The organism is Cupriavidus mimosae (assembly GCF_023952485.1).
Classification (GTDB): Bacteria; Pseudomonadota; Gammaproteobacteria; order Burkholderiales; family Burkholderiaceae; genus Cupriavidus; species Cupriavidus taiwanensis_C.
On the sequence record NZ_JALHRY010000006.1, the window covers coordinates 54,225 to 76,101 of the forward strand.

Here is a 21,877-nt window from a genome sequence, read left to right on the forward strand (position 1 = left end):
TGCTCCTCTATGCGCGCCCGCCTCTCGGCTTCAGGGCGCGCCGTCGTTGTTGGTTGCTGCGTCGCCGGCCGCCGGCTCGCCGCCCGCGGCATCGTCGGCGAGTGCCGCCGCGGCGTCTTCCTGGTGCAGCCGCACCGTGTGCATCTCGATCGGTCCCGACGAACTCTTGTCGAACTCCACGCCGGCATCGACGCCGATGCGCGCGATCTCGCCCGCGCCGAGGTCCGGGCGGTCATAGACCGCATGCATCGCGCCCAGCGCGTAGTTGCGGCCCGAGCCGATGCCCCAGAAACGGTCGAACGAGAACACCTCGCGGTACGAGTAGACGCCGAAGATGCCCGCCGGATTGGCGATCAGGCATACGATCTGCGACGACTCGTAGGGATCGTCATCGTCTTCCTTGGTGTTGACGAAGTAGTCCGTCTTCAGCTTCTCGTGCACCTTCAGGAAGGTGCGGAACACGTCGTCGCGCGAGCCCAGCCTGCATTCCTCGCCCAGGCCCGCCAGCAACGTGCGCATGACCGGAAAGTGCGCGGTCGTCCCGGCCAGCGCGATAAAGCCGTCGCCGACCGGAAAGACCTTCTGGTTGCGCTCATACGCGCGCGACAGCCGCGTATCGCCGAAGGTGACCAGCGCGTCCGCCGCGATCGCCACTTCGGCGCCCTTCTTGACGACAACACAGGTAGTCATGGCTCGCTCCTATCGTCAGGCTTGGGCGCACACCGGCAATGCCGGTGCGCGCTGCCGAGTTAGAGCAGGATACGGCGGAAGTCCGCCAGCAATTGCGCAAAGTACGTGTTGAAGCGCGCGGCCTCGGCGCCGTCGATGACACGGTGGTCCCACGACAGCGACAGCGGCAGCGTCAGGCGTGGCGCGAACTGCTTGCCGTCCCACACCGGTTTCTGGAACGACTTGCACACGCCCATGATGGCCACTTCCGGCGCATTGATGATCGGCGTGAAGTAGGTACCGCCGAGGCCGCCCAGCGACGAGATCGAGAAGCAGCCGCCCTGCATCTGGTCCGGCTTGAGCTTGCCGTCGCGCGCCAGCTTGGCCAGCTCGCTCATTTCCTGGCTGATCTCCAGCACGCCCTTCTTGTCGGCGTCCTTGATCACCGGCACGACCAGGCCGTTCGGGGTGTCAGCGGCAAAACCGATGTTGAAGTATTTCTTCAGCACCAGGTTGTCGCCATCGAGCGAGGCATTGAAGTTCGGGAACTTCTTCAGCGCCGCGACCGTGGCCTTGATCATGAAGGCCAGCATGGTCACCTTGATGCCGGACTTTTCGTTTTCCTTGTTCAGCTGCACGCGGAAGGCTTCCAGCTCGGTGATGTCCGCTTCGTCATGGTTGGTGACGTGCGGGATCATGACCCAGTTGCGGTGCAGGTTGGCGCCGGAAATCTTCTTGATGCGCGACAGGGCCTTGCTTTCGACCTCGCCGAAGCGGGTGAAATCGACCTTCGGCCACGGCAGCAGGCCAAGCTCGCCACCGCCGCCACCAGCCGCGGCGGCCTGGGCCGGCGCGGCGGCCTGGCCGGTCATCACGCCCTTGACGTAGCTCTGCACGTCCTGCTGGGTGATGCGGCCCTTGGGGCCGGTGCCGGCCACGCGCGACACGTCGACGCCCAGCTCGCGCGCGAACTTGCGCACCGAGGGGCTGGCATGGGCGGCCTTGCCGCTTACGCCAGCGACTGCCGGCGCGGCGGCAGGCGCTGCTGCCGGCGCGGGGGCAGCCGCGGGCGCGGGTGCCGGGGCGGGCGCGCTGGCTGCGGCCGGGGCCGGAGCCGCCGCGGCAGCCGGAGCCGGGGCCGCGGCAGCGCCGGCGGCGCCTTCCAGGATCAGCAGCAGCGTGCCTTCGGACACATTGTCGCCAACCTTGACCTTGATTTCCTTGACCACGCCGCCCTGCGGCGAGGGCACGTCCATGGTGGCCTTGTCGGATTCCAGCGTCACCAGCGCGTCTTCGGCGTTGATGGTGTCGCCCGGCTTGACGTGGACCTCGATGACCGGCACGGCATCGTAGTCGCCGATATCGGGCACCTTGACCTCGACGGTGCCGCCACCGCTGGCGGCAGGCGCAGCCGCGGGGGCAGCTGCCGGCGCGGGAGCGGGCGCAGGTGCCGCGGCGGCGGGGGCCGGAGCGGGCGCGGCGGCGGCGGGCGGTGCCGCGGAGGCCTCGTTCGCCGCTTCCAGCATCACCAGCACCGAGCCTTCGGACACGTTGTCGCCCACCTTGATGCGGACGTCCTTGACCACGCCGGCCTGAGGCGAGGGCACGTCCATGGTGGCCTTGTCCGATTCCAGCGTCACCAGCGCGTCTTCCGCGTTGATGCTGTCGCCGGGTTTCACATGCACTTCGATGACGGGGACGGCGTCATAGTCGCCGATATCCGGCACCTTGATTTCAATTGCTTGACTCATTCAGTGTCTCCTGAGCAGGCCGGCACGCGCGACATCCGCAAGCGGCGAGATTACCTTCGCCGCCCGCTTCTGTCACGCCGCCATGCCGCAAGGCGCCATCGGGACTGTGCCGGGGCGCCCGCGGCACGGCAGCTGCCGTACTGCGGGGGTGGGTGCAGGCTGCCGGATCAGACCGACATCGGGTTGGGCTTGTTCGGGTCGAGGTTGTACTTCTTGATGGCCTCGGCGACCTTGTCGCGGCCGATCGCGCCCTCGTCGGCCAGCGCCTTGAGCGCGGCCAGCGTGACCCAGTAGCGGTCCACTTCGAAGAAGTGGCGCAGCTTCTCGCGCGTGTCCGAGCGGCCGAAGCCGTCGGTGCCCAGCACCACGTAGCGGCGCGGCACGTACGGACGGATCTGTTCGGCGAAGGTGCGCACGTAGTCGGTCGAGGCAATCACCGGGCCGCGCGCCGACTTCAGCTTCTGCGTGACAAAGGCTTCGCGCTGGGTCTCGGCCGGGTGCAGCAGGTTGAAGCGCTCGGCGGCCTGGCCGTCGCGCGCCAGCTCGGTGAAGCTCGGGCAGCCCCACAGGTCGGACTCGACGCCCCAGTCCTTCTTCAGCAGCTCGGCGGCGGCGATCACCTCGCGGAAAATCGTGCCCGAGCCCAGCAGCTGCACGCGCGGCGCGTTGCTGTTCTCGACGCCCTTGCGGAACTGGTACATGCCCTTGACGATGTCCTGCTCTACGCCAGCCGGCATTTCCGGGTGCTCGTAGTTCTCGTTCATCACCGTCAGGTAGTAGTAGACGTCTTCCTGCTCGGCGTACATGCGGCGCAGGCCGTCCTGCATGATCACCGCCAGCTCGTACTGGAAGGTCGGGTCATACGAGATGCAGTTGGGGATGACGGCGTGGAACACGTGCGAATGGCCGTCTTCATGCTGCAGGCCTTCGCCGTTCAGCGTGGTGCGACCGGCGGTGCCGCCCAGCAGGAAGCCGCGCGAGCGCATGTCGGCGGCGGCCCAGCACAGGTCGCCGATACGCTGGATGCCGAACATCGAGTAATAGATGTAGAACGGGATCATCTGCACGCCGTGGGTCGAGTACGACGTGGCGGCAGCGATCCAGTCGCACATGGCGCCGGCTTCGTTGATGCCTTCCTGCAGCACCTGGCCAGTCTGCGATTCCTTGTAGAACATCAGCTGGTCATGGTCTTCCGGCACGTATTTCTGGCCTTCCTGGTTCCAGATGCCGACCTGGCGGAACAGGCCTTCCATGCCGAAGGTGCGCGACTCGTCCGGGACGATGGGCACCACGTGCTTGCCGATCTGCTTGTCCTTCAGCAGCGTGTTCAGGATACGGACGAAGGCCATGGTGGTGGACACTTCGCGGCCTTCGCCGGTGGCCTTGAGCAGGGCTTCGAACGCCTTCAGCTCCGGCACCTGCAGCGCTTCGGCCTTCTGCCGGCGCGCCGGCAGGTAGCCACCGAGGTTCATGCGCGCCTGGCGCATGTATTCCAGTTCCTTCGAGCCTTCCTCGAAGGTGATGTACGGCACTTCTTCCAGCTTGTCGTCGGCAACCGGGATGTTGAACTGGTCGCGGAACTTGCGGATCGCGTCGACCGGCATCTTCTTCTGCTGGTGCGCGACGTTCATGGCCTGGCCGGCGTCGCCCATGCCATAGCCCTTGATGGTCTTGGCCAGGATCAGCGTAGGCTGGCCCTTGTGCTCGCTGGCGGCCTTGTAGGCGGCGTAGATCTTGTGCGGGTCGTGGCCGCCGCGGTTCAGGCGCCAGATGTCCTCGTCGGACCAGTCGGCGACCATCGCCTTGAGCTCAGGCGTGTTGAAGAAGTGCTCGCGCACGTAGGCGCCGTCCTTGGCCTTCATGGTCTGGTACTCGCCGTCCACGCATTCCATCATGCGCTTCATCAGCAGGCCCTTGGTGTCGCGCGCCAGCAGCGAATCCCACTTGCTGCCCCACACCACCTTGATCACGTTCCAGCCGGCACCGCGGAACTCGGACTCCAGTTCCTGGATGATCTTGCCGTTGCCGCGCACCGGGCCGTCCAGGCGCTGCAGGTTGCAGTTGATGACGAAGACCAGGTTGTCGAGCTTCTCGCGGCCGGCCATGCCGATCGCGCCCAGCGATTCCGGCTCGTCGGTCTCGCCGTCGCCCAGGAAGGCCCAGACCTTCCGGTCGCCGGCCTTGGCCAGGCCGCGGCTGTCAAGGTACTTCATGAAGCGGGCCTGGTAGATGGCCATGATCGGGCCCAGGCCCATCGACACCGTCGGGAACTGCCAGAAATCCGGCATCAGCCACGGGTGCGGGTACGACGAGATGCCCTTGCCGTCGACTTCCTGGCGGAAGTTATCGAGTTGGTCGGGCGTCAGGCGGCCGAGCAGGAAGGCGCGCGAGTACACGCCCGGCGCCGAGTGGCCCTGCACGAAGACCAGGTCGCCGCCGCTCTGCTCCGACGGGGCGCGCCAGAAGTGGTTGTAGCCGACGTCGTACAGCGTGGCCGCCGAGGCAAACGACGAGATATGGCCGCCGACATTGGTGTGCTTGTTGGCGCGCAGCACCATCGCCATGGCGTTCCAGCGGGTGTACGAGCGGATCCGGTGCTCGATGTCCTGGTCGCCGGGGATGCGGGCCTGCTGCTCGACCGGGATGGTGTTGATGTACTGGGTCTCGGCGTGGAACGGCTGGGTCACGCCGTTCACGCGGGCGTATTCGATCTGCTTGTCGATCAGGAAAGCGGCGCGCGCCGGGCCTTCCGCGGCCAGCACGCCCTGCAGGGCGTCGAGCCATTCATGGGTTTCCTGGGGATCGGCGTCGTTGGCGCTCGAGGCGCCGAGGATCTGCTCTGGTACGGCGGACATGACTGTCTCCTGGGTGAATTCTTGGCTTCCGCGTCCGCGCTGGCAGCGCCGGACACGACTCAACGTATGACTCGCACCGACTTGCGGAGATCGGCGCCATTGCCGCCTTGCATCGGGGCCGCCGCCGGGAAACCTGTTCCGGTTTCTCCGCGCGGCAGGCGCATGGCTACCGCCCGCATTCTTGGGTCGGACCGATTCTATGGAAGCCCAATGGCGAGCACAAGGGAAATTTTCAAATTGCGATATCGTTTTTTATAATGTGGAATTATGCGGCGGCGCACCAAGAAGCACTGCCGAGCCCGCATGCCGCATGCCTGCACCCTGCCGGCGCCGGCACGCGGCGCAGGGATTTCATTGGCGCTTTCCCCAAGCGACGCACCGCAATAATCTCGGTACACTGGTCGGTCAGCCGTCAATCCCTCCCATGCCGTTTGCCAACCGCCTCGACCGTCTTTTCCGCAGCCTGCGCGCCGCCATGCTCCCCTCCGATGCGTCGGGTACAGCCAAGGCCGCCGGCGGCGAGTCCGCGCATGTCCCGCATGCGCCTTCCGCGGCGGCCGGCCTGGGGCCGATCGAGGCGCTGGGACCGGACGACGGCGTCCCGGTGGCGCCCCCGCGCGGCCTGTGGTGGCTGCGCTGGCGCAACCTGGTCGCCACCAGCTGGTTCATGTTCATCCCGCTGGTTGCCATTGTGCTCTTCACCGTGGCGATGGGCGTGATCCTGTGGTCGCTGCACGAGACCGAACGCCAGCAGCAGCGCGACGCGCTGTACCGCGACGCGGCGTGGGCGCAGCAGCGCGTGCGCCTGTCGCTGCTGAGCAACCAGGACCAGCTGGCCTCGCTCGCGCGCGACATCGCCGCCGCGCAGCTGGAGCAAGGCGCCTACCGCACCGCGGCGCAAGAAATCCTGCGCGAGAACCCCGAGATCGTCTTCATCAACTGGCTCGACGCCACCAAGCGCGGGCGCTGGTCGCTGCCGTCGACCTCCGAGTTCGCCAGCCGCCTGCGCGAGAACCAGGACCAGCCGCTCGAACCCGAAGTGCTCGACACCTTCGACGCCGCGCGCGAGACCCAGCGCGTGGTCTACTCGCGCCCGCTGGTCAACGAGCGCGGCGACAGCTTCATGCTGATGGAAGTGCCGATCGTGCGCGACAACGAATTCCTCGGCACGCTGGGCGCGCTGTATTCGATCAACGGCATCCTGACCCACCTGCTGCCGCCCGAGCTGACCGAGCGCTACCGCTTCTCGCTGATCGACAAGAACAACCAGACCCGCGCCAGCACCTCGCTGCGGCCGGTGCCGGGCAACGCGCTGTCGTACGAGGTGCTGCTCGACCCGCCCGGCCATTCGCTGTCGCTGCGCGCCGATGCCTACCCGCCGGCATCGAACCTGCCCAACAACATGCTGCTGTGGCTGGTGGTGGGGCTGTCCTGCTTCCTGCTGTGGAGCCTGTGGAGCATGTGGCGGCACACCAGCCGCCGCTCCGAGGCGCAGCGCGCGCTGCTGGCCGAGACCTCGTTCCGCCGCGCGATGGAAAACTCGATGCTGATCGGCCTGCGCGCACTCGACCTGAACGGCCGCATCACCTACGTCAACCCGGCGTTCTGCCGCATGACCGGCTGGCAGGAGAACGACCTGGTCGGGCGCCTGCCGCCCTTCCCCTACTGGCCGCCCAACGACCAGCAGGAGATGCAGAAGCAGATCGACCTGACGCTGCAGGGCAAGTCGCCCGCCGGCGGCTACGAGATGCGCGTGATGCGCCGCGACGGCAGCAGCTTCTATGCCCGCATGTACGTGTCGCCGCTGGTCGACAGCCGCGGCCGCCATACCGGCTGGATGAGCTCGATGACGGACATCACCGAGCCCAAGCGCGCGCGCGAGGAACTGGCCGCCGCGCACGACCGCTTCACCACCGTGCTGGAAAGCCTGGACGCCGCGGTGTCGGTGCTGGCCACCGACAAGGCCGAGCTGCTGTTCGCCAACCGCTACTACCGCCAGCTGTTCGGCTGGGAGGCCGAGGGCCACGTCAAGCTGGCCGGCGACGAGCTCGACAAGGACCAGGTCTCCAGCGACAACACTGACTATGTCGATGCCTATGCCGGCCTGCCGGCATCGGAGCTGATGCCGTACGCGTCGGATGCGCGCGAGGTGTTCGTGCCCGACATGCAGAAATGGTTTGAAGTGCGCCGCCGCTATATCCAGTGGGTCGACGGCCACCTGGCGCAGATGCAGATCGCCACCGACATCACCGTGCGCAAGGCCGCCGAGGAAATGGCGCGCCAGCATGAAGAGCGCCTGCAGTTCACCAGCCGCCTGACCACCATGGGCGAGATGGCATCGTCGCTGGCGCACGAACTGAACCAGCCGCTGGCGGCGATCAACAACTACTGCATGGGCGCGGTGGCGCGGCTGCATTCGGGGCGCAGCACGCCCGAGGACCTGATCCCGGTGCTGGAGAAGACCTCGGCGCAGGCGGTGCGGGCCGGCACCATCATCAGCCGCATCCGCGGCTTCGTGAAGCGCAGCCAGCCGCAGCGGCGCGAGGCCGCGCTGCACGACATCGTCGCCGACGCGGTGGGCCTGGCCGACCTGGAGGCCACGCGCCGCCGCGTCACCATCCTGACCCGGCTGCCGGCGCCGCCACTGACCGTCTATGTCGATCCGGTGCTGATCGAACAGGTGCTGGTGAACCTGCTCAAGAACGCGGTCGAGGCCATGGCTGGGCTGCCGGCGATACGCGCCGGCGGCGTGGTGCGGCTGCACGCGCGGGTCGAGTCCGGCGAGATCGGCGACAACGTCCATATCGACGTGATCGACCAGGGCCCTGGCGTGGACGAGGCCACCAAGGAGCGGCTGTTCGAGCCCTTCTTCAGCACCAAGTCCGATGGCATGGGCATGGGACTGAACATCTGCCGCTCGATCATCGAATCGCACCAGGGGCGGCTGTGGGTCGAGAACAATATCGACGGCATTGGCTGTACATTCAAGATCATGCTGCCGCTGCAGTCGGCGCTGGCCGAAACCCTGGCCGAATAACCAGAGCCCGCGCATGCGGGCCGCGCGCACCCTTGCGCATCACCGACTGCCCGATGCCGGCCGCGCCGCCTCCCCTCCGACGTGGGGGGCCTGTCTCGCCACAGAGGGCCGCTGCCGGTTACACTTCGCAGCAATGAATTGTTGTCCCGAGGAGACTACATGACCGCAACGCCAAACCCCACGCCCCACCGCGGCGAGACCGTGTTCATCGTCGACGACGATGAAGCCATGCGCGACTCGCTGACCTGGCTGCTGGAGGGCAATGGCTATCAGGTGCGCAGCTTCACCAGCGCCGAGCAGTTCCTCGCCGCCTACGACGCCAGCCAGGTGTCCTGCCTGATCCTGGACGTGCGCATGCCCGGCATGAGCGGGCCCGAGCTGCAGGAGCGCATGCTGGCCGAGCAGATCGATATTCCGATCGTCTTCATCACCGGCCACGGCGACGTGCCGATGGCGGTATCGACGATGAAGCGCGGCGCGATCGACTTTATCGAAAAGCCCTTCGACGAGTCCGAGCTGCGCGCGCTGGTCGAGCGCATGCTGCAGAAGGCCCGCACCGACCACTCCACCGCGCGTGAGCAGCGCGCCGCCAAAGACCTGCTGGGCAAGCTGACCACGCGCGAGCAGCAGGTGCTGGAGCGCATCGTGGCCGGCCGCCTGAACAAGCAGATCGCCGACGACCTGGGGATTTCCATCAAGACCGTGGAGGCGCACCGCGCCAACATCATGGAAAAGCTCAACGTCAACACTGTCGCCGACCTGCTGCGCCTGGCGCTGTCGCGCAACAGCTGAGCGGCTGCGCCCGCCCCCCTTGCCCGGTGCGGCCGTGGGCCGCACCTGCTCCCCGCTGCGCCCCTTCCCCACGCCCTGCCGCCCACCGCTCAGCGCCCGAGGTAATCCTCGTCGCGGAAGGTCACCACCCACTGTGGCCGATAGACCACAAACACCGCGACCAGCATGCCGGTGAGGAAGGCCTCGCCGAAGGCCAGGATGACGGCCCCGAGCAGGGTGTCGGCAAGGCTCAGGGGCTGTCCCGGCATGGCCAGGTAGCGCCACGCCGCCTGCGCCGTCCCGGCCCCCAGCGCGGCCAGGCCAGCGGTGAAATACCCGTGCCCCAGGATAAAGACGAACGGATGGCGCGGCAGCAGGCGCCGCATCGCCGCCTGCAGGCCCGCCGAGAGCAGCGCCGGCAGCAGCGCCAGCCAGACATAGCGCACCCATAGCGCGGCCCAGTCGAACTGGCTCCAGCCGTGCCCGGCCAGGTACTCCAGCCCCAGCAGCGAGACCACGTCGGCGGCGAACAGCGACAGCAGTGCCAGCGGCAACCCGAACAGCGTTACCATCAGCGTGGCGCCGAGCAGCTGGATCACCATGCCGCCTGCCAGCGTCGCGCGCACCGTCCACAGCAGGGCCACCAGCAGCATCGCGCCGAGCCAGGCATGCTGCAGCGCATCGCGGCGCAGCAGCCGCCAGGGCCGGCGCGTCAGCGCCCATAGCAGTCCCGACACGGACAGCAGCACCAGCAGCAGATCGGATAGCGTCGAGGCAAGCGCGGTAGGCATGCGGCCGATGCTACCAGTACCAGGCCGGCGCGATGGCTGCCGGCGGTCAAGCTCCGTGCGACAGGGCCCGCGCAACCCTTATAATTCGGCCTTTGGCCCTGCCGCGCGCCTGCGCTGGCCGGCGCCGTCACCTTCTCGCCATCACCCCGCCCTGCCTCCCATGCCTGCCCAACTGATCGACGGCAACGCCCTTGCCAAGCAAATCCGCTCCGAAGCCGCCCAGCGCGCCGCGCGCCTGACCGAACGCGGCCACCAGCCCGGCCTGGCCGTGGTGCTGGTGGGCGAAGACCCGGCCAGCCAGGTCTACGTGCGCAACAAGGTCAAGGCCTGCGAGGACAATGGCTTCCACTCGTCGCTGGACCGCTATCCGGCCGACCTGTCCGAGGCCGACCTGCTGGCCCGCATCGACGCCCTCAACCGCGATCCCCGCATCCACGGCATCCTGGTGCAGCTGCCGCTGCCGAAGCACATCGACAGCCACAAGGTGCTCGAAGCGATCGCGCCGGAAAAGGACGTCGACGGCTTCCACGTGGCCAACGCCGGCGCGCTGATGACGGGCGCCCCGCTGTTCCGCCCGTGCACGCCCTACGGCTGCATGAAGATGCTGGAATCGATCCAGTACCCGCTGCGCGGCGCGCGCGCGGTGGTGGTGGGCGCCTCCAATATCGTCGGCAAGCCGATGGCGATGCTGCTGCTGCAGGCCGGCGCCACCGTCACCATCTGCAACAGCAAGACCCGCGATATCGGCGCCCATACCCGCGACGCCGACGTGGTGGTGGCCGCGGTCGGCAAGCGCAACCTGATCACGGCCGACATGGTCAAGCCCGGCGCGGTGGTGATCGATGTCGGCATGAACCGCGATGACCACGGCAAGCTGTGCGGCGATGTCGACTTCGCCGGCGTGCGCGAAGTCGCCGGCTACATCACGCCGGTGCCTGGCGGCGTGGGGCCGATGACCATCACCATGCTGCTGATCAATACGCTGGAAGCGGCCGAGCGCGCCGCGGGCTGACGCCCGCCGCTGCTGCCGGCGCCCGATGCGCCACCCGGGGCACTGGAAAATCCGCCGCCCCGGCCCCATCTGCGGGAATATCGCCTGACCAAGGCCAGTCAACCGAGCAGCCAACCGAGAACACGCCATGGACCACGCCGCCAACGCTACCAATCCGCTGCTGGACTTTTCCGACCTGCCCCGCTTTGCCGAGATCCGGCCGGAGCACATCAGCCCCGCGCTTGACGTGCTGCTGGAACGCGCGCAACAGGCCGTCGCCCGCGCCGAGGATCCCGCCACGCCCGCCGACTGGGCCAACGCCGTGCAGGCGCTGGAAACGGCCACCGAGCCGCTGGGCCGCGCCTGGGGCGTGGTCAGCCACCTCAGCGCCGTCGCCGATACGCCCGAGCTGCGCCAGGCGCATGCCGAAAACCTGCCGCGCATGACCGAGTTCTGGTCATCACTGGGCCAGAGCCTGGCGCTGTACGACAAGTACAAAGCGCTGGCGGCCAGCCCCGAGTTCGCCGGCATGAGCGCGGCGCGCCACCAGCTGATCGAAAACGAGTTGCGCGGCTTCCGCCTGGGCGGCGCCGAACTGCCCGAGGACAAGAAGCCCCGCTTTGCCGAGATCCAGGAGCAGCAGGCCCAGCTGTCCAAGGCCTTCTCCGACCACGTGCTTGACGCGACCAACGCCTACGCGCTGCTCATCGAGGACGAGGCGCGCCTGTCCGGCCTGCCCGACGATGTCCGTGAAGCCGCCCGCCACGCCGCAGACAAGGACGGCAAGGCCGGCTGGAAGTTCACGCTGCACTTCCCCTCCTATTTCCCGGTGCTGCAGTACGCCGACGACCGCGCGCTGCGCCAGACCCTGTACGAAGCCAACGTCACGCGCGCGTCCGAACTCGGGCCGCAGCACGGCCAGGGCCAGGCCGACTGGGACAACACCGCCAATATGCGCGAGCAGCTGGTGCTGCGCCGCGAAGAGGCGCAGATGCTGGGCTACCAGTGCTATGGCGAAGTCTCGCTGGTGCCGAAGATGGCCGAGTCGCCCGCCGAGGTGCTCAAGTTCCTCGACGAACTGGCGGTCAAGGCGCGCCCCTACGCCGAGCAGGACTGGGCGGAGCTGAAGGCCTTCGCCGCGGCCGAGCTGGCCCTGCCGGAGCTGGCGCCATGGGACGTGGCCTATGCCTCGGAGAAGCTGCGCCAGCAGCGCTATGCGTTCTCCGAACACGAGGTCAAGCAGTATTTCCCGGAAGCCAAGGTGCTGGAGGGCCTGTTCGGCGTGGTGCAGAAGCTGTTCTCGGTGAGCATCCAGCCCGAGCAGGCGCAGACCTGGCACCCCGACGCGCGCTTCTTCCGCGTCAGCACCCCCGATGGCACGCTGCTGGCCCAGTTCTACATCGACCTGTACGCGCGCGAAGGCAAGCGCGGCGGCGCGTGGATGGACGACGCGCGCGGGCGCAAGGTGCTCGAGCACGGCGGCGTGCAGACCCCGGTGGCCTACCTGACCTGCAATTTCTCGGCGCCGGTCGGCGGCAAGCCCGCGCTGTTCACGCACGATGAGGTCATCACGCTGTTCCACGAGTTCGGCCACGGCCTGCACCACATGCTGACGCAAGTGGGCGAGCTGGGCGTGTCGGGCATCAACGGCGTGGAGTGGGACGCGGTGGAGCTGCCATCGCAGTTCATGGAGAATTTCTGCTGGGAGTACGAAGTGCTGACCGGCATGACGCAGCACGTCGACACCGGCGAGCCGCTGCCGCGCGCGCTGTTCGACCGCATGCTGGCGGCCAAGAACTTCCAGAACGGCATGATGACGCTGCGCCAGATCGTGTTCTCGTCGTTCGACATGCACCTGCACACCGACTTCGACCCGGCCGGCGCCACCTCGGTGCTGGCACTGTCGCGCCAGATCAACGACCGCGTGCACGTAGTGCCGCAGCATCCGCTGTCGCGCTGGCCGAACACCTTCAGCCATATCTTCGCCGGCGGCTATGCCGCGGGCTATTACAGCTACAAATGGGCCGAAGTGCTGTCGGCCGACGTGTACGCGGCGTTCGAAGAGGCCGCGCAGCTGTCGGGCACGGTGCTCGACAGCGAAACCGGCGCGCGCTACCAGCGCGAGATCCTGTCGGTGGGCGGCAGCCGGCCGGCGATGGACTCGTTCGTGGCGTTCCGCGGCCGACCGCCGCAGATCGATGCGCTGCTGCGTCACGGCGGGATGGCGGCATGAGCGCAACGGGACTGCCGGGCCAGGGCCCGCTGCGCATTGCCAGCTGGAACGTCAATTCGCTCAAGGTGCGGCTGCCGCAGGTGCTGCAGTGGCTGGCCGAGCAGGACCAGGCCGGCGCGCCGATCGACGCGCTGTGCCTGCAGGAACTGAAGCTGCCCGACGACAAGTACCCGCTGGCCGAACTGGAAAACGCCGGTTTCCACAGCGTCTACACCGGCCAGAAAACGTACAACGGCGTTGCCATCCTGGCGCGCGATGCGAGCATGCCCGGTCCCGTCGACGTGGTGCGCAACATCCCCGGCTTCGAGGACGCGCAGCAGCGCGTGATCGCCGCGACCTATGGCGACCTGCGGCTGGTCTGCGCCTATTTCCCCAACGGCCAGGCGCCCGATTCAGACAAGTTCGCCTACAAGCTGCAATGGCTGGAAGCGATGACCGCGTGGCTGCGCGAGGAAATGGCGCGCCACCCGCGGCTGGCACTTCTGGGCGACTTCAATATCGCGCCGGAGGACCGCGACGTGCACGACCCGGCCAAGTGGGAAGGGCAGAACCTGGTCTCGCCGCCGGAGCGCGCCGCCTTTGCCGCGCTGGTCGAACTGGGCCTGGCCGATGCGTTCCGCAAGTTCGAGCAGCCGGAAAAGGCGTTCTCGTGGTGGGATTACCGCATGCTGGCGTTCCGGCGCAATGCCGGTTTGCGCATCGACCATATCCTGCTGTCGCCGGCGCTGACCGGGCAGTGCACCGCCTGCGTGATCGACCGGGTGCCGCGCACGTGGGAGCAGCCGTCCGACCACACGCCGGTGGTGGCGACGCTGCATTGCGGCTGACCCTGCGCGGCGTGCGCGCCTGCCGGCCGCACTGGCGCGTGGCGCGGGTTCAGGCAAGCCCGGGCAAGCCCCGCTCGTCGCGCCCGGCCGCGCCCGCTACACTGCGGGCATGAGCCCTCCCAGCCAGGCCATGTTTCGCCATCGCAATCTCCCTCACCTGCTGCTGCAAGCGCGCGAAGCGTTGTTGGCCGGCTTCCGGCCGGTCCTGCGGCAGTTCGGCGTGACCGAGCAGCAATGGCGCGTACTGCGCACACTCAACGAGCGCGGGCCGATGGAGCCCAACCAGCTCGCCGAGGCCTGCCTGATCCTGAGCCCCAGCCTGACGCGCATGCTGGCGGGCATGGAAGACGCCGGGCTGGTGGAACGCACCCGCTCGGCCACCGATCAGCGCCGCCAGCTGGTCAACCTGACCGCTGCCGCGCGCGACATCATCGCGCAGATGGAACCGCTGATCGACGCCCGCTACCAGCAGCTCGCGCAGCAGCTGGGGGCCGAGCGCCTGGCCGAGGTCTATCGCGCGCTCGACGCCATGCTGGCCAGCCTGGGCCCGCAGCCGGCCGCACCACAATCCACTGCGCCTGCCCCCGCCGCCTCGCCGCCGTCCGGACGCGGCGGCGAAGCCGGCTAGCCCGCCCGTCTCTTGCCGATGCCTTCGCCTACCACCGCATCCCTGCTGCCGCGCCTGTTCCCCTGGAGCCAGCGCGTCGACCCGACCACGCTGCGCGCCGACCTGGTGGCAGGGTTGCTCGGCGCCGTGCTGGTGTTGCCCCAGGGAGTGGCGTTCGCCACGCTCGCCGGCCTGCCGCCGCAGTACGGCATCTACAGCGCGGTGGTGCCATGCATCGTCGCGGCGCTGTTCGGTTCCAGCTGGCACGTCATGTCGGGGCCGACCAACGCCAACTCGCTGGCGCTGTTCGCGATGCTGAGCCCGCTCGCGTTCGCGGGCAGCCCGGCCTATATCGGCCTGGCGCTGGCGGTGACCATCGTGGTGGGCGCGATGCAGCTGGCGGTAGGCACGCTGCGGCTGGGTTCGCTGGCCAACTTTATTTCGCCGTCGGTGCTGCTCGGCTTTACTTGCGGCGCGGCGACGCTGATCGGCCTGTACGCACTGAAGGACCTGTTCGGCCTGGCGGTGCCAACCGGCACCAGCGCCTTCGGCGTGCTGCGCCATCTGTTCGAGCATGCCGATGCCATCAATTGGGATGCGGCCATGGTGGGCGCGGTCACGCTGGCGGTGACGCTGCTGTGCAAGCGGCTGTGGCGGCGCCTGCCGTTCATGCTGCTGGGCCTGCTGGCCGGCTATGGCGTGGCGCTGCTGCTGAACCAGGCCGGCGGGCACCACGTCGATGTGGTGGGGCCGATTCCGTCGGCGCTGCCGCACTTCCAGGTGCCGGACGTCGACTGGCGCAAGCTGCCCGACCTGCTCGGCATCGCCGCGGCGCTGACCATCGTCGCGCTGGGCCAGTCGATCTCGATCGCCAAGGCGGTGGCGTTGCGCTCGGGCCAGCATATCGATGCCAACCGCGAGTTCATCGGCCAGGGCCTGTCGAATATCGCGGGCGGCTTCTTTTCCGGCTATATCTCGTGCGGCTCGCTCAACCGCTCGGTGCCCAACTTCGAGGCCGGCGCGCGCACGCCGCTGGCGAGCGTGTTCTCGGCGCTATGGCTGGTGGCGCTGGTCGCGGTCAGCGCGCCGCTGCTGGCGCAGATCCCGATGGCGGCGATCGCGGCGATGCTGCTGCTGGTGGCGTGGGGCCTGCTCGACATCGCGCGGCTGCGCCGCATCTTCACGCTCAGCCGCACCGAGTTCGCGATAGCCATCGGCACCTTTGCCGCCACGCTGGTGATCCGGCTGGAAATGGCGGTGCTGCTCGGCACCGTGCTGTCGCTGGTGGCCTACCTGTACCGCACCTCGCGGCCCGCCGTGCGCAGCCTGGTGCCGGATGCCGACGACCCCGGCCGGCGCTTCACGCCGCTGGACGAGCTGCGCCGGCCGCAGCCGGAATGCCCGCAGCTCAAGCTGCTGCGCATGGAGGGTGCGATCTACTTCGGCGCGGTGCAATACGTGACCGACCGCCTGCACTGGCTGCGCACCGTCGATGCCGGCCAGACCCACCTGCTGGCGATGACCAAGAGCATGAACTTCATCGACCTCGCCGGCGCGGAAATGTGGGAATACGAGCTGAGCGAGCGCCGCGCGCTCGGCGGCGACCTGTACTTCCACCGTCCGCGCACGCAGGTGCTGCAGACCTGGGCGCAGACCGGCTTTACCGACAAGCTCGGCGCGGACCATGTGTTCCCGACCAAGCGGCAGGCGCTGCACACCATCATCGGTCAGCTGTCGCCCGACGTCTGCGCCCGCTGCACGGTGCGCATCTTCGAGGAATGCGCGTCACGGCCAGGCGTCACGCCGACGCCGGCGGAGTCCGCGCAGCCATGAACGGAGCGCCCGCACAGGCGCGCTTCGCCACGATTACGGCGGCAAAAAAACAAAAACGGAAACGGGGATTACCTGCGCCGGCGGCGCCGGCTGGCATGCAAGGCCGGACGGCCTATGCTCTGCTACCTGATTCCGGATGGGCGCCCGCGGCTTGCCTGGGGCTGGCCGGGGCATCCATCCGCATCAGATTGGCGCCACGTGGGCGCGCTTGACGACGATAGGCTGCGGTGCGCCCTGCTCGATCAGCACCACGGCGGCGCGTTCGATGGTTTCGCGGCCGGCGCGGAATGCCTCTTCCAGTGACAGCACCTGGTCGGCGCTGAAACCTTCCCACAGTGCTTCGCGTGTCACCACGCAAGTCACCTTCTCGCCATTGACAAGTGCCTGGAACAACAAGCCTTCGTTATTGATGTCGTAGCGCTCTTGCTCTTGGAATTTGATATCCATCGGTGCAGCCCTCCATATGCAAGTGGAGAAACATCCTAACATGGCTCCGGCAAAATCGTATGGGTAGAACCCTATGCGAGCGGGTTCATTCGGAAGACCATCGCGACCGCCGTTCGGTTCCGTCGGCCGACCCATACGCACGCGGGGCGCCTGCGCGCAGCTTGCCATGGCAATTGCGTCAGGCAATTGACAGCGCCGGAAATCATGCTAGAATCTCGTTCTTCGTTGGGGCGTTAGCTCAGTTGGTAGAGCAGCGGACTCTTAATCCGTAGGTCGAGTGTTCGAGTCACTCACGCCCCACCAGCGAATACAAAAAAGGCCGGAAGCAGCAATGCTTCCGGCCTTTTGCTTTGGTCGCTGCAGGCAGCGCGGATGCGCTGCGGTACTTCGTCAAGTGCCGATGCTGGCCCGTTCGAACAGCGTGCGAGCCAGCGCGCGATGGCGCAGCAGCACCGCCGGCAGGTCGGCCGTGAGCAACTCGCCGTCGCGCACTACTTCCCTGCCATTGATCACGCTGGCCGCGACATTGGCCGGCGTGCAGAACACCAGCGCCGCCACCGGGTCGTGGCCGGCGCCGGCAAAGCCGACCGACGACAGGTCGAAGGCCACGAAGTCCGCCGACATGCCAGGCGCAAGCGCGCCGATATCATCGCGGTTGAGCACGCGCGCGCCGCCCAGCGTGGCGATTTCCAGCGCCTCGCGCGCGCTCATCGCGGCCGGCCCGTAGCCGACCCGCTGCAGCAGCATCGCCTGGCGCGCCTCGCCCAGCATATGCGCGCCGTCGTTCGACGCGCTGCCGTCCACGCCCAGCCCCACCGGCACGCCCGCATCGCGCATGGCACGCACCGGCGCGATGCCCGATGCCAGACGCATGTTGGAGCACGGGCAATGCGCCACCCCGGTGCCGGTCCGCGCGAACAGTGCGATACCTTCGTCGTCCAGCTTGACGCAGTGCGCGTGCCACACGTCGCGGCCGACCCAGCCGAGGTCTTCGGCATACTGCGCGGGCGTCAGGCCGAACTTGTCGCGCGAATAGGCGATGTCGTTGTCGTTCTCGGCCAGGTGCGTATGCAGCGACACGCCGTAGTGCCGCGCCATCACCGCCGATTCGCGCATCAGGTCGCGCGATACCGAGAATGGCGAGCACGGCGCCAGCACCACGCGCAGCATCGCGTGGCGCGCGCTGTCGTGGTACTGCTCCACCAGCCGCTGGCTGTCGCGCAGGATGGCAGCCTCTTCTTCCACCACGGCGTCCGGCGGCAGGCCACCCTTGCTGCGGCCCACGCTCATCGAGCCGCGCGCGGCATGGAAGCGCATGCCCATCTCCTGCGCCGCGGCGATCGAATCGTCCAGGCGCGAACCATTGGGAAACAGGTAGAGGTGGTCGCTGGTGGTGGTGCAGCCCGACAGCATCAGCTCGGCCATCGCGGTCTTGGTCGACACCGCGATCATCTCCGGCGTCAGGTGCGACCACAGCATGTACAGGTTGGTCAGCCACGAGAACAGTTCGGCATCCTGCGCCGCCGGCACCGCGCGCGTCAGGCTCTGGTACATGTGGTGGTGCGTGTTGACCAGCCCGGGCGTGACCACGCGGCCGCGCATGTCGAGCACCTGCGCGCTGCCGTCGTCGACCATGCGCCGGTATTGCGGCGGCAACTCGGCCGTGGGGCCGACCCATTGCACCGCGGGGCCTTCGGCGACCAGCGCACCGTCGCGGATCTCGCGGCGCTGCGCGTCCATGGTCACCAGGACGTCGGCATTGAGGGCAATCAGGGTCATGGCGGAATTCCTTCTGTGAAGCGGATGGGATTGAGGGCAGATACGTTCGCCGCCAGTCTACGGCGGCGCGGTGCCGCCTCCCAAGCATAGAATTCCGAGCAGCCTGTCCACAAAAAGTGGACATCCACCAGAAGCCCGCCTCAGCGGGCCTGGGCGAACAGCGTCGCCAGCGCGTCGCCGATGCGCTCGGCCATCAGCCCCGCCGCGGCGCTGAGCTGGCCGCCGGCGCGGGCCACCAGCGTCAGCGTCTGAGCCTGCAGGTGGCGGTCGCGCAGGGGCACGTACACCAGCGCCTGGCGCGCGCGCTCTTCCATCACGTCGAGCGGGTTCAGCAGCGCGATGCCGGTCCCGAGCAGCACCAGCTGGCGGATCAGCACGGTCGAAGTCGACTCCGCCACCGGCGAGACTTCGATTGCATTGCGCGCAAAAGCCGCGTCGAGGATGCCGCGGATCGACAACGACGGTGCCGGCAGGATCAGCGGATAGCCGACACATTCGCTCAGCAGCACCGATGGCCGTGCCGCCAGCGCATGGTCGGGCGGCACCACCGCGCCGATCTGCCAGTCGCTGCTGGCCAGCGCGCGGAACGCCGGCAGTTCCGGCAGGTCATAGCCCAGCCCGAGATCGGCATCGCCCTGCTCCACCGCCGCCACGATGTCGCCCACCGGCAGGTCGTTGACGCGCACCACGATGCCCGGATAGCGCTGGCGGAAGTCATGCACCAGCGATGGCATCAGCGAGCCCGCCAGGCCGGCCGTCACCGCCACCGTGACCTCGCCCCGGCGCGCGCCCTTGAAGTCCTCGATACGCTCGCGCAGCGCGTCGTGCTCGCGCAGCGTCTGGCGGACGTGGGCCAGCACCATCTCGCCGAGCGGCGTCAGCCGCAGGCGCTTGTTGATGCGCTCGAACAGCGGCGCGCCCAATTCCGCCTCCAGGTCCAGGATCTGCCGGTTGACCGCAGTCGGTGCTACATGCAGGTGCTCGGCCGCCTTGCGGATGGAACCGCGGCGGACGACCTCATCGAGATAGCGTAGGACTCTGGCGTGCATGGATCCGGGCAAACAGGTGGGTTCGGGTGGAGGGCCGAGGCACATGACGGCGGCCTGGCATTGTAGCGGCAGCGCATCACAAAAAATGCCGCAAAGGCTATTGCGCCGCATCCGATACCTTGCTACAATCTTTTTCTTCGTTGGGGCGTTAGCTCAGTTGGTAGAGCAGCGGACTCTTAATCCGTAGGTCGAGTGTTCGAGTCACTCACGCCCCACCAGCGAATTCAGAAAAGCCGGAAGCCTTGCTTCCGGCTTTTTGCTTTGGCGCTTGCGTCCCGACCACGCGCGCGATCGGCAGTGCAGCCCGATTCTTGATACGCGGGTTCTCACCAATTCCCTTGCAGGCGCTTTCCCGGTTGAATCGCTCCGGCGCCATTGTGGAACATAGTTCCGTATCGCGGAACTATCGCAAGGCGCCGGCCGTACCGCATCCCGGCACGGCCCGGTCATGCCAGCCCGGAAAGATCTGACCGCGCGGACGCGGAGCCGTAGGAGATCCGCGGACACGCCTGCAGCCTGGCTGGCGCATCAGTGAAAGAAGAATGGAGGCCCTCCTTGAAAGCAGTCCTTAACGCCGGCGCAGCCGCATGCATCGCGGCCCTCGGCCTGGCCCACGCCGGCCTGGCGCACGCCCAGTCCTACCCTGCCAAGCCGATCCGCCTGATCGTGCCGTTCGCGGCCGGCGGCACCACCGATATCGTGGCGCGCGCGGTGTCCGACGGCCTGGGCCGGGAACTGGGCCAGCCGGTGGTGGTTGAAAACCGCGGCGGCGGCGGTGGCGCCATCGGTGCCGACGCACTGGCCAAGTCCGCGCCGGACGGCTACACCCTGGGCATCGCCACGGTCAGCACCATGGCTACCAACCCGGCCACCAATCCCAAGAACCCGTACGATCCGCTCAAGGACTTCGCGCCGATCACCAACCTGGTCAACGTGCCCAACGTGCTGACGGTGAATCCGAAGGTTCCGGCCAAGACCCTGAAGGAATTCGTGGCGATGCTGAAGGCCAACCCAGGCAAGTACAGCTACGCCTCGGCCGGCAAGGGCAGCATCTCGCACCTGGATGGGGAACTGTTCAAGGACATCACCCAGACCGACATGGTCCATATCCCCTACCGCGGATCGGGCCCGGCGCTGAACGACACGCTGGCGGGCCAGGTCAACGCGCAATTCGACAACCTGCCGTCGTCGATGCCGCATATCCAGGCCGGCAAGCTGCGCGCGCTGGCGGTGGCGGCGCCCAAGCGTGTCGAGGGGCTGCCCGACGTGCCGACCTTTGCCGAAGCCGGCATGAAGGACATGAACAACATGGCCTGGTACGGGCTGGTGGCCCCGGCCGGCACGCCGGCGGCAATCATCACGCGCGTGCACGACGCCGCGGTCAAGGCGCTGCAGGATCCCAACGTCAAGCGCCGCCTGGCCGACAGCGGGGCCTACACCGACGGCAACACGCCGCAGCAATACGCCGCGCAGATCAAGCGCGAACTGGACCTGCGCAAGAAGATCGCGCGCGACCAGAACATCACGCTGGAATAAGCCGGCCTGGCGGCATCAGCCGCTTCCGCACCGGGAAAACCGGCTGCCACGGCAGCCGGTTTTTTTTACGGGCGGTGTCCGAAAATGCGCCGCGCACCACTCAGAGTCTTCCTATTTCCGCGGCATTTGATCCCGCACAGCACGCCCGTCCCGCCGGTAACGTTCAATACGTTTAGAAGAAACTTTCACTTTGCGGACATGCGCCGACTCGGTACATTTACCGGGTGCTCCGCAACACCGCGCCGGCATTCGACCGGCAAACGTCCGGCCCCAAAACCGGTTTCGCGCAGGCGCTGCGCGACCGTCATTCGCGAGGATAGCAAGATGCTGAAGAAGTCCGTTTCGACCCTGATCGTTGCAGCCCTGGCCGCGCTCGGCGCGACCCACGCCTACGCGCAGAAGAACTACACCGATGGCGGCGATCTCTACAGCGGCAGCCACACCAAGAAGGCCGGGCCGAACCAGAGTGCGGCCAAGTCCGGCAAGTTCGACCCGTACACCGACGGCGCCAAGCAATCGACCAAGTCGGAGCTGAACAGCTCCGGCAAGAAGTTCGATCCGAACACCGATGGCGCCAAGGCCGGCAAGTACGATCCGTACACCGACGGCGCCAAGGCGGGCAAGACCGATCCCTACACCGATGGCGCCAAGGCGCCCGCCAGCCAGGGCACCAAGGCGCAGTAACCCGCCTTCGTCCAGGC

The 21,877-nt window shown here is 67.7% G+C and carries 16 protein-coding genes and 2 tRNA genes; 11 read left to right on the forward strand and 7 right to left on the reverse strand.

Features of this window, described 5'->3' with window-relative positions; genetic code table 11:
* Positions 1-30: 30 nt before the first annotated feature.
* From MKD50_RS12865 to aceE, 3 genes are all read right to left on the reverse strand, one after another.
* Positions 31-690, reverse strand: coding sequence for an Ntn hydrolase family protein (locus MKD50_RS12865; RefSeq protein WP_115706649.1), 660 nt, complete (start codon positions 688-690; stop codon positions 31-33).
* Between the two features lie 59 nt (positions 691-749).
* Positions 750-2,420, reverse strand: a complete 1,671-nt coding sequence (aceF, locus tag MKD50_RS12870; protein WP_252667286.1) for a dihydrolipoyllysine-residue acetyltransferase — start codon at positions 2,418-2,420, stop codon at positions 750-752.
* A 167-nt stretch (positions 2,421-2,587) separates the two neighbouring features.
* Positions 2,588-5,275 carry a pyruvate dehydrogenase (acetyl-transferring), homodimeric type gene (gene aceE / locus MKD50_RS12875; RefSeq protein ID WP_115706647.1) on the reverse strand — a complete coding sequence of 896 codons (2,688 nt, stop codon included), beginning with the start codon at positions 5,273-5,275 and terminating at the stop codon, positions 2,588-2,590.
* A 424-nt stretch (positions 5,276-5,699) separates the two neighbouring features.
* Here aceE and MKD50_RS12880 point away from each other — a divergent pair, with 424 nt between their 5' ends.
* Positions 5,700-8,312 (forward strand): PAS domain S-box protein, encoded by a 2,613-nt coding sequence (locus tag MKD50_RS12880; protein WP_252667287.1) that lies wholly within the window; start codon positions 5,700-5,702, stop codon positions 8,310-8,312.
* Between the two features lie 159 nt (positions 8,313-8,471).
* A complete protein-coding gene (locus MKD50_RS12885) occupies positions 8,472-9,104 on the forward strand; it encodes a response regulator transcription factor (RefSeq protein ID WP_012352577.1) in 633 nt (210 codons plus the stop codon).
* 89 nt (positions 9,105-9,193) lie between these two features.
* Here the strand turns inward: MKD50_RS12885 and MKD50_RS12890 are convergent, their stop codons facing one another.
* Positions 9,194-9,874 (reverse strand): hypothetical protein, encoded by a 681-nt coding sequence (locus MKD50_RS12890; protein ID WP_252667288.1) that lies wholly within the window; start codon positions 9,872-9,874, stop codon positions 9,194-9,196.
* A 160-nt stretch (positions 9,875-10,034) separates the two neighbouring features.
* On the opposite strand from MKD50_RS12890, the gene folD reads away from it, so the two are divergent.
* The 5 genes from folD to MKD50_RS12915 all read left to right on the forward strand — a co-directional run bounded on the left by folD (position 10,035) and on the right by MKD50_RS12915 (position 16,365).
* Positions 10,035-10,886 carry a bifunctional methylenetetrahydrofolate dehydrogenase/methenyltetrahydrofolate cyclohydrolase FolD gene (gene folD, locus MKD50_RS12895; RefSeq protein WP_115680008.1) on the forward strand — a complete coding sequence of 284 codons (852 nt, stop codon included), beginning with the start codon at positions 10,035-10,037 and terminating at the stop codon, positions 10,884-10,886.
* Between the two features lie 127 nt (positions 10,887-11,013).
* Entirely contained in the window at positions 11,014-13,098 is a 2,085-nt protein-coding gene (locus MKD50_RS12900) for a M3 family metallopeptidase (protein ID WP_252667289.1), read from the forward strand.
* The gene (gene xth / locus MKD50_RS12905) at positions 13,095-13,925 is read left to right on the forward strand and encodes an exodeoxyribonuclease III (RefSeq protein ID WP_172582631.1); all 831 of its coding nucleotides are present in this window, start codon (positions 13,095-13,097) and stop codon (positions 13,923-13,925) included. The genes MKD50_RS12900 and xth overlap by 4 nt, the downstream gene beginning before the upstream one ends.
* Before the next feature lie 109 nt (positions 13,926-14,034).
* Positions 14,035-14,553 carry a homoprotocatechuate degradation operon regulator HpaR gene (hpaR, locus tag MKD50_RS12910; protein ID WP_240074201.1) on the forward strand — a complete coding sequence of 173 codons (519 nt, stop codon included), beginning with the start codon at positions 14,035-14,037 and terminating at the stop codon, positions 14,551-14,553.
* Positions 14,554-14,571: 18 nt separating this feature from the next.
* Positions 14,572-16,365 carry a SulP family inorganic anion transporter gene (locus tag MKD50_RS12915; RefSeq protein ID WP_252667290.1) on the forward strand — a complete coding sequence of 598 codons (1,794 nt, stop codon included), beginning with the start codon at positions 14,572-14,574 and terminating at the stop codon, positions 16,363-16,365.
* Between the two features lie 183 nt (positions 16,366-16,548).
* Here the strand turns inward: MKD50_RS12915 and MKD50_RS12920 are convergent, their stop codons facing one another.
* Entirely contained in the window at positions 16,549-16,812 is a 264-nt protein-coding gene (locus tag MKD50_RS12920; protein WP_018006788.1) for a DUF1488 family protein, read from the reverse strand.
* 227 nt (positions 16,813-17,039) lie between these two features.
* On the opposite strand from MKD50_RS12920, the gene MKD50_RS12925 reads away from it, so the two are divergent.
* Positions 17,040-17,115, forward strand: a tRNA-Lys gene (locus MKD50_RS12925).
* An 87-nt stretch (positions 17,116-17,202) separates the two neighbouring features.
* Here the strand turns inward: MKD50_RS12925 and MKD50_RS12930 are convergent.
* Both MKD50_RS12930 and MKD50_RS12935 read right to left on the reverse strand, forming a co-directional pair.
* Positions 17,203-18,591 (reverse strand): 8-oxoguanine deaminase, encoded by a 1,389-nt coding sequence (locus MKD50_RS12930; protein ID WP_240074196.1) that lies wholly within the window; start codon positions 18,589-18,591, stop codon positions 17,203-17,205.
* A gap of 140 nt (positions 18,592-18,731) precedes the next feature.
* Positions 18,732-19,640: a LysR family transcriptional regulator gene (locus MKD50_RS12935; RefSeq protein WP_252667291.1), complete on the reverse strand. Its 909-nt coding sequence runs from the start codon at positions 19,638-19,640 to the stop codon at positions 18,732-18,734.
* A gap of 142 nt (positions 19,641-19,782) precedes the next feature.
* On the opposite strand from MKD50_RS12935, the gene MKD50_RS12940 reads away from it, so the two are divergent.
* The 3 genes from MKD50_RS12940 to MKD50_RS12950 all read left to right on the forward strand — a co-directional run bounded on the left by MKD50_RS12940 (position 19,783) and on the right by MKD50_RS12950 (position 21,860).
* Positions 19,783-19,858, forward strand: a tRNA-Lys gene (locus tag MKD50_RS12940).
* A 337-nt stretch (positions 19,859-20,195) separates the two neighbouring features.
* Entirely contained in the window at positions 20,196-21,176 is a 981-nt protein-coding gene (locus tag MKD50_RS12945; protein WP_111519754.1) for a tripartite tricarboxylate transporter substrate binding protein BugE, read from the forward strand.
* A 324-nt stretch (positions 21,177-21,500) separates the two neighbouring features.
* The gene (locus MKD50_RS12950; RefSeq protein ID WP_115706639.1) at positions 21,501-21,860 is read left to right on the forward strand and encodes a hypothetical protein; all 360 of its coding nucleotides are present in this window, start codon (positions 21,501-21,503) and stop codon (positions 21,858-21,860) included.
* Positions 21,861-21,877 lie beyond the last annotated feature (17 nt).

What these genes read in the sequence shown, in the direction of transcription:
- MKD50_RS12865 (WP_115706649.1), bottom strand. Translation starts at nt 690, where the DNA reads ATGACTACCTGTGTTGTCGTCAAGAAGGGCGCCGAAGTGGCGATCGCG.
- aceF (WP_252667286.1), bottom strand. Translation starts at nt 2,420, where the DNA reads ATGAGTCAAGCAATTGAAATCAAGGTGCCGGATATCGGCGACTATGAC.
- aceE (WP_115706647.1), bottom strand. Translation starts at nt 5,275, where the DNA reads ATGTCCGCCGTACCAGAGCAGATCCTCGGCGCCTCGAGCGCCAACGAC.
- MKD50_RS12880 (WP_252667287.1), top strand. Translation starts at nt 5,700, where the DNA reads ATGCCGTTTGCCAACCGCCTCGACCGTCTTTTCCGCAGCCTGCGCGCC.
- MKD50_RS12885 (WP_012352577.1), top strand. Translation starts at nt 8,472, where the DNA reads ATGACCGCAACGCCAAACCCCACGCCCCACCGCGGCGAGACCGTGTTC.
- MKD50_RS12890 (WP_252667288.1), bottom strand. Translation starts at nt 9,874, where the DNA reads ATGCCTACCGCGCTTGCCTCGACGCTATCCGATCTGCTGCTGGTGCTG.
- folD (WP_115680008.1), top strand. Translation starts at nt 10,035, where the DNA reads ATGCCTGCCCAACTGATCGACGGCAACGCCCTTGCCAAGCAAATCCGC.
- MKD50_RS12900 (WP_252667289.1), top strand. Translation starts at nt 11,014, where the DNA reads ATGGACCACGCCGCCAACGCTACCAATCCGCTGCTGGACTTTTCCGAC.
- xth (WP_172582631.1), top strand. Translation starts at nt 13,095, where the DNA reads ATGAGCGCAACGGGACTGCCGGGCCAGGGCCCGCTGCGCATTGCCAGC.
- hpaR (WP_240074201.1), top strand. Translation starts at nt 14,035, where the DNA reads ATGAGCCCTCCCAGCCAGGCCATGTTTCGCCATCGCAATCTCCCTCAC.
- MKD50_RS12915 (WP_252667290.1), top strand. Translation starts at nt 14,572, where the DNA reads ATGCCTTCGCCTACCACCGCATCCCTGCTGCCGCGCCTGTTCCCCTGG.
- MKD50_RS12920 (WP_018006788.1), bottom strand. Translation starts at nt 16,812, where the DNA reads ATGGATATCAAATTCCAAGAGCAAGAGCGCTACGACATCAATAACGAA.
- MKD50_RS12930 (WP_240074196.1), bottom strand. Translation starts at nt 18,591, where the DNA reads ATGACCCTGATTGCCCTCAATGCCGACGTCCTGGTGACCATGGACGCG.
- MKD50_RS12935 (WP_252667291.1), bottom strand. Translation starts at nt 19,640, where the DNA reads ATGCACGCCAGAGTCCTACGCTATCTCGATGAGGTCGTCCGCCGCGGT.
- MKD50_RS12950 (WP_115706639.1), top strand. Translation starts at nt 21,501, where the DNA reads ATGCTGAAGAAGTCCGTTTCGACCCTGATCGTTGCAGCCCTGGCCGCG.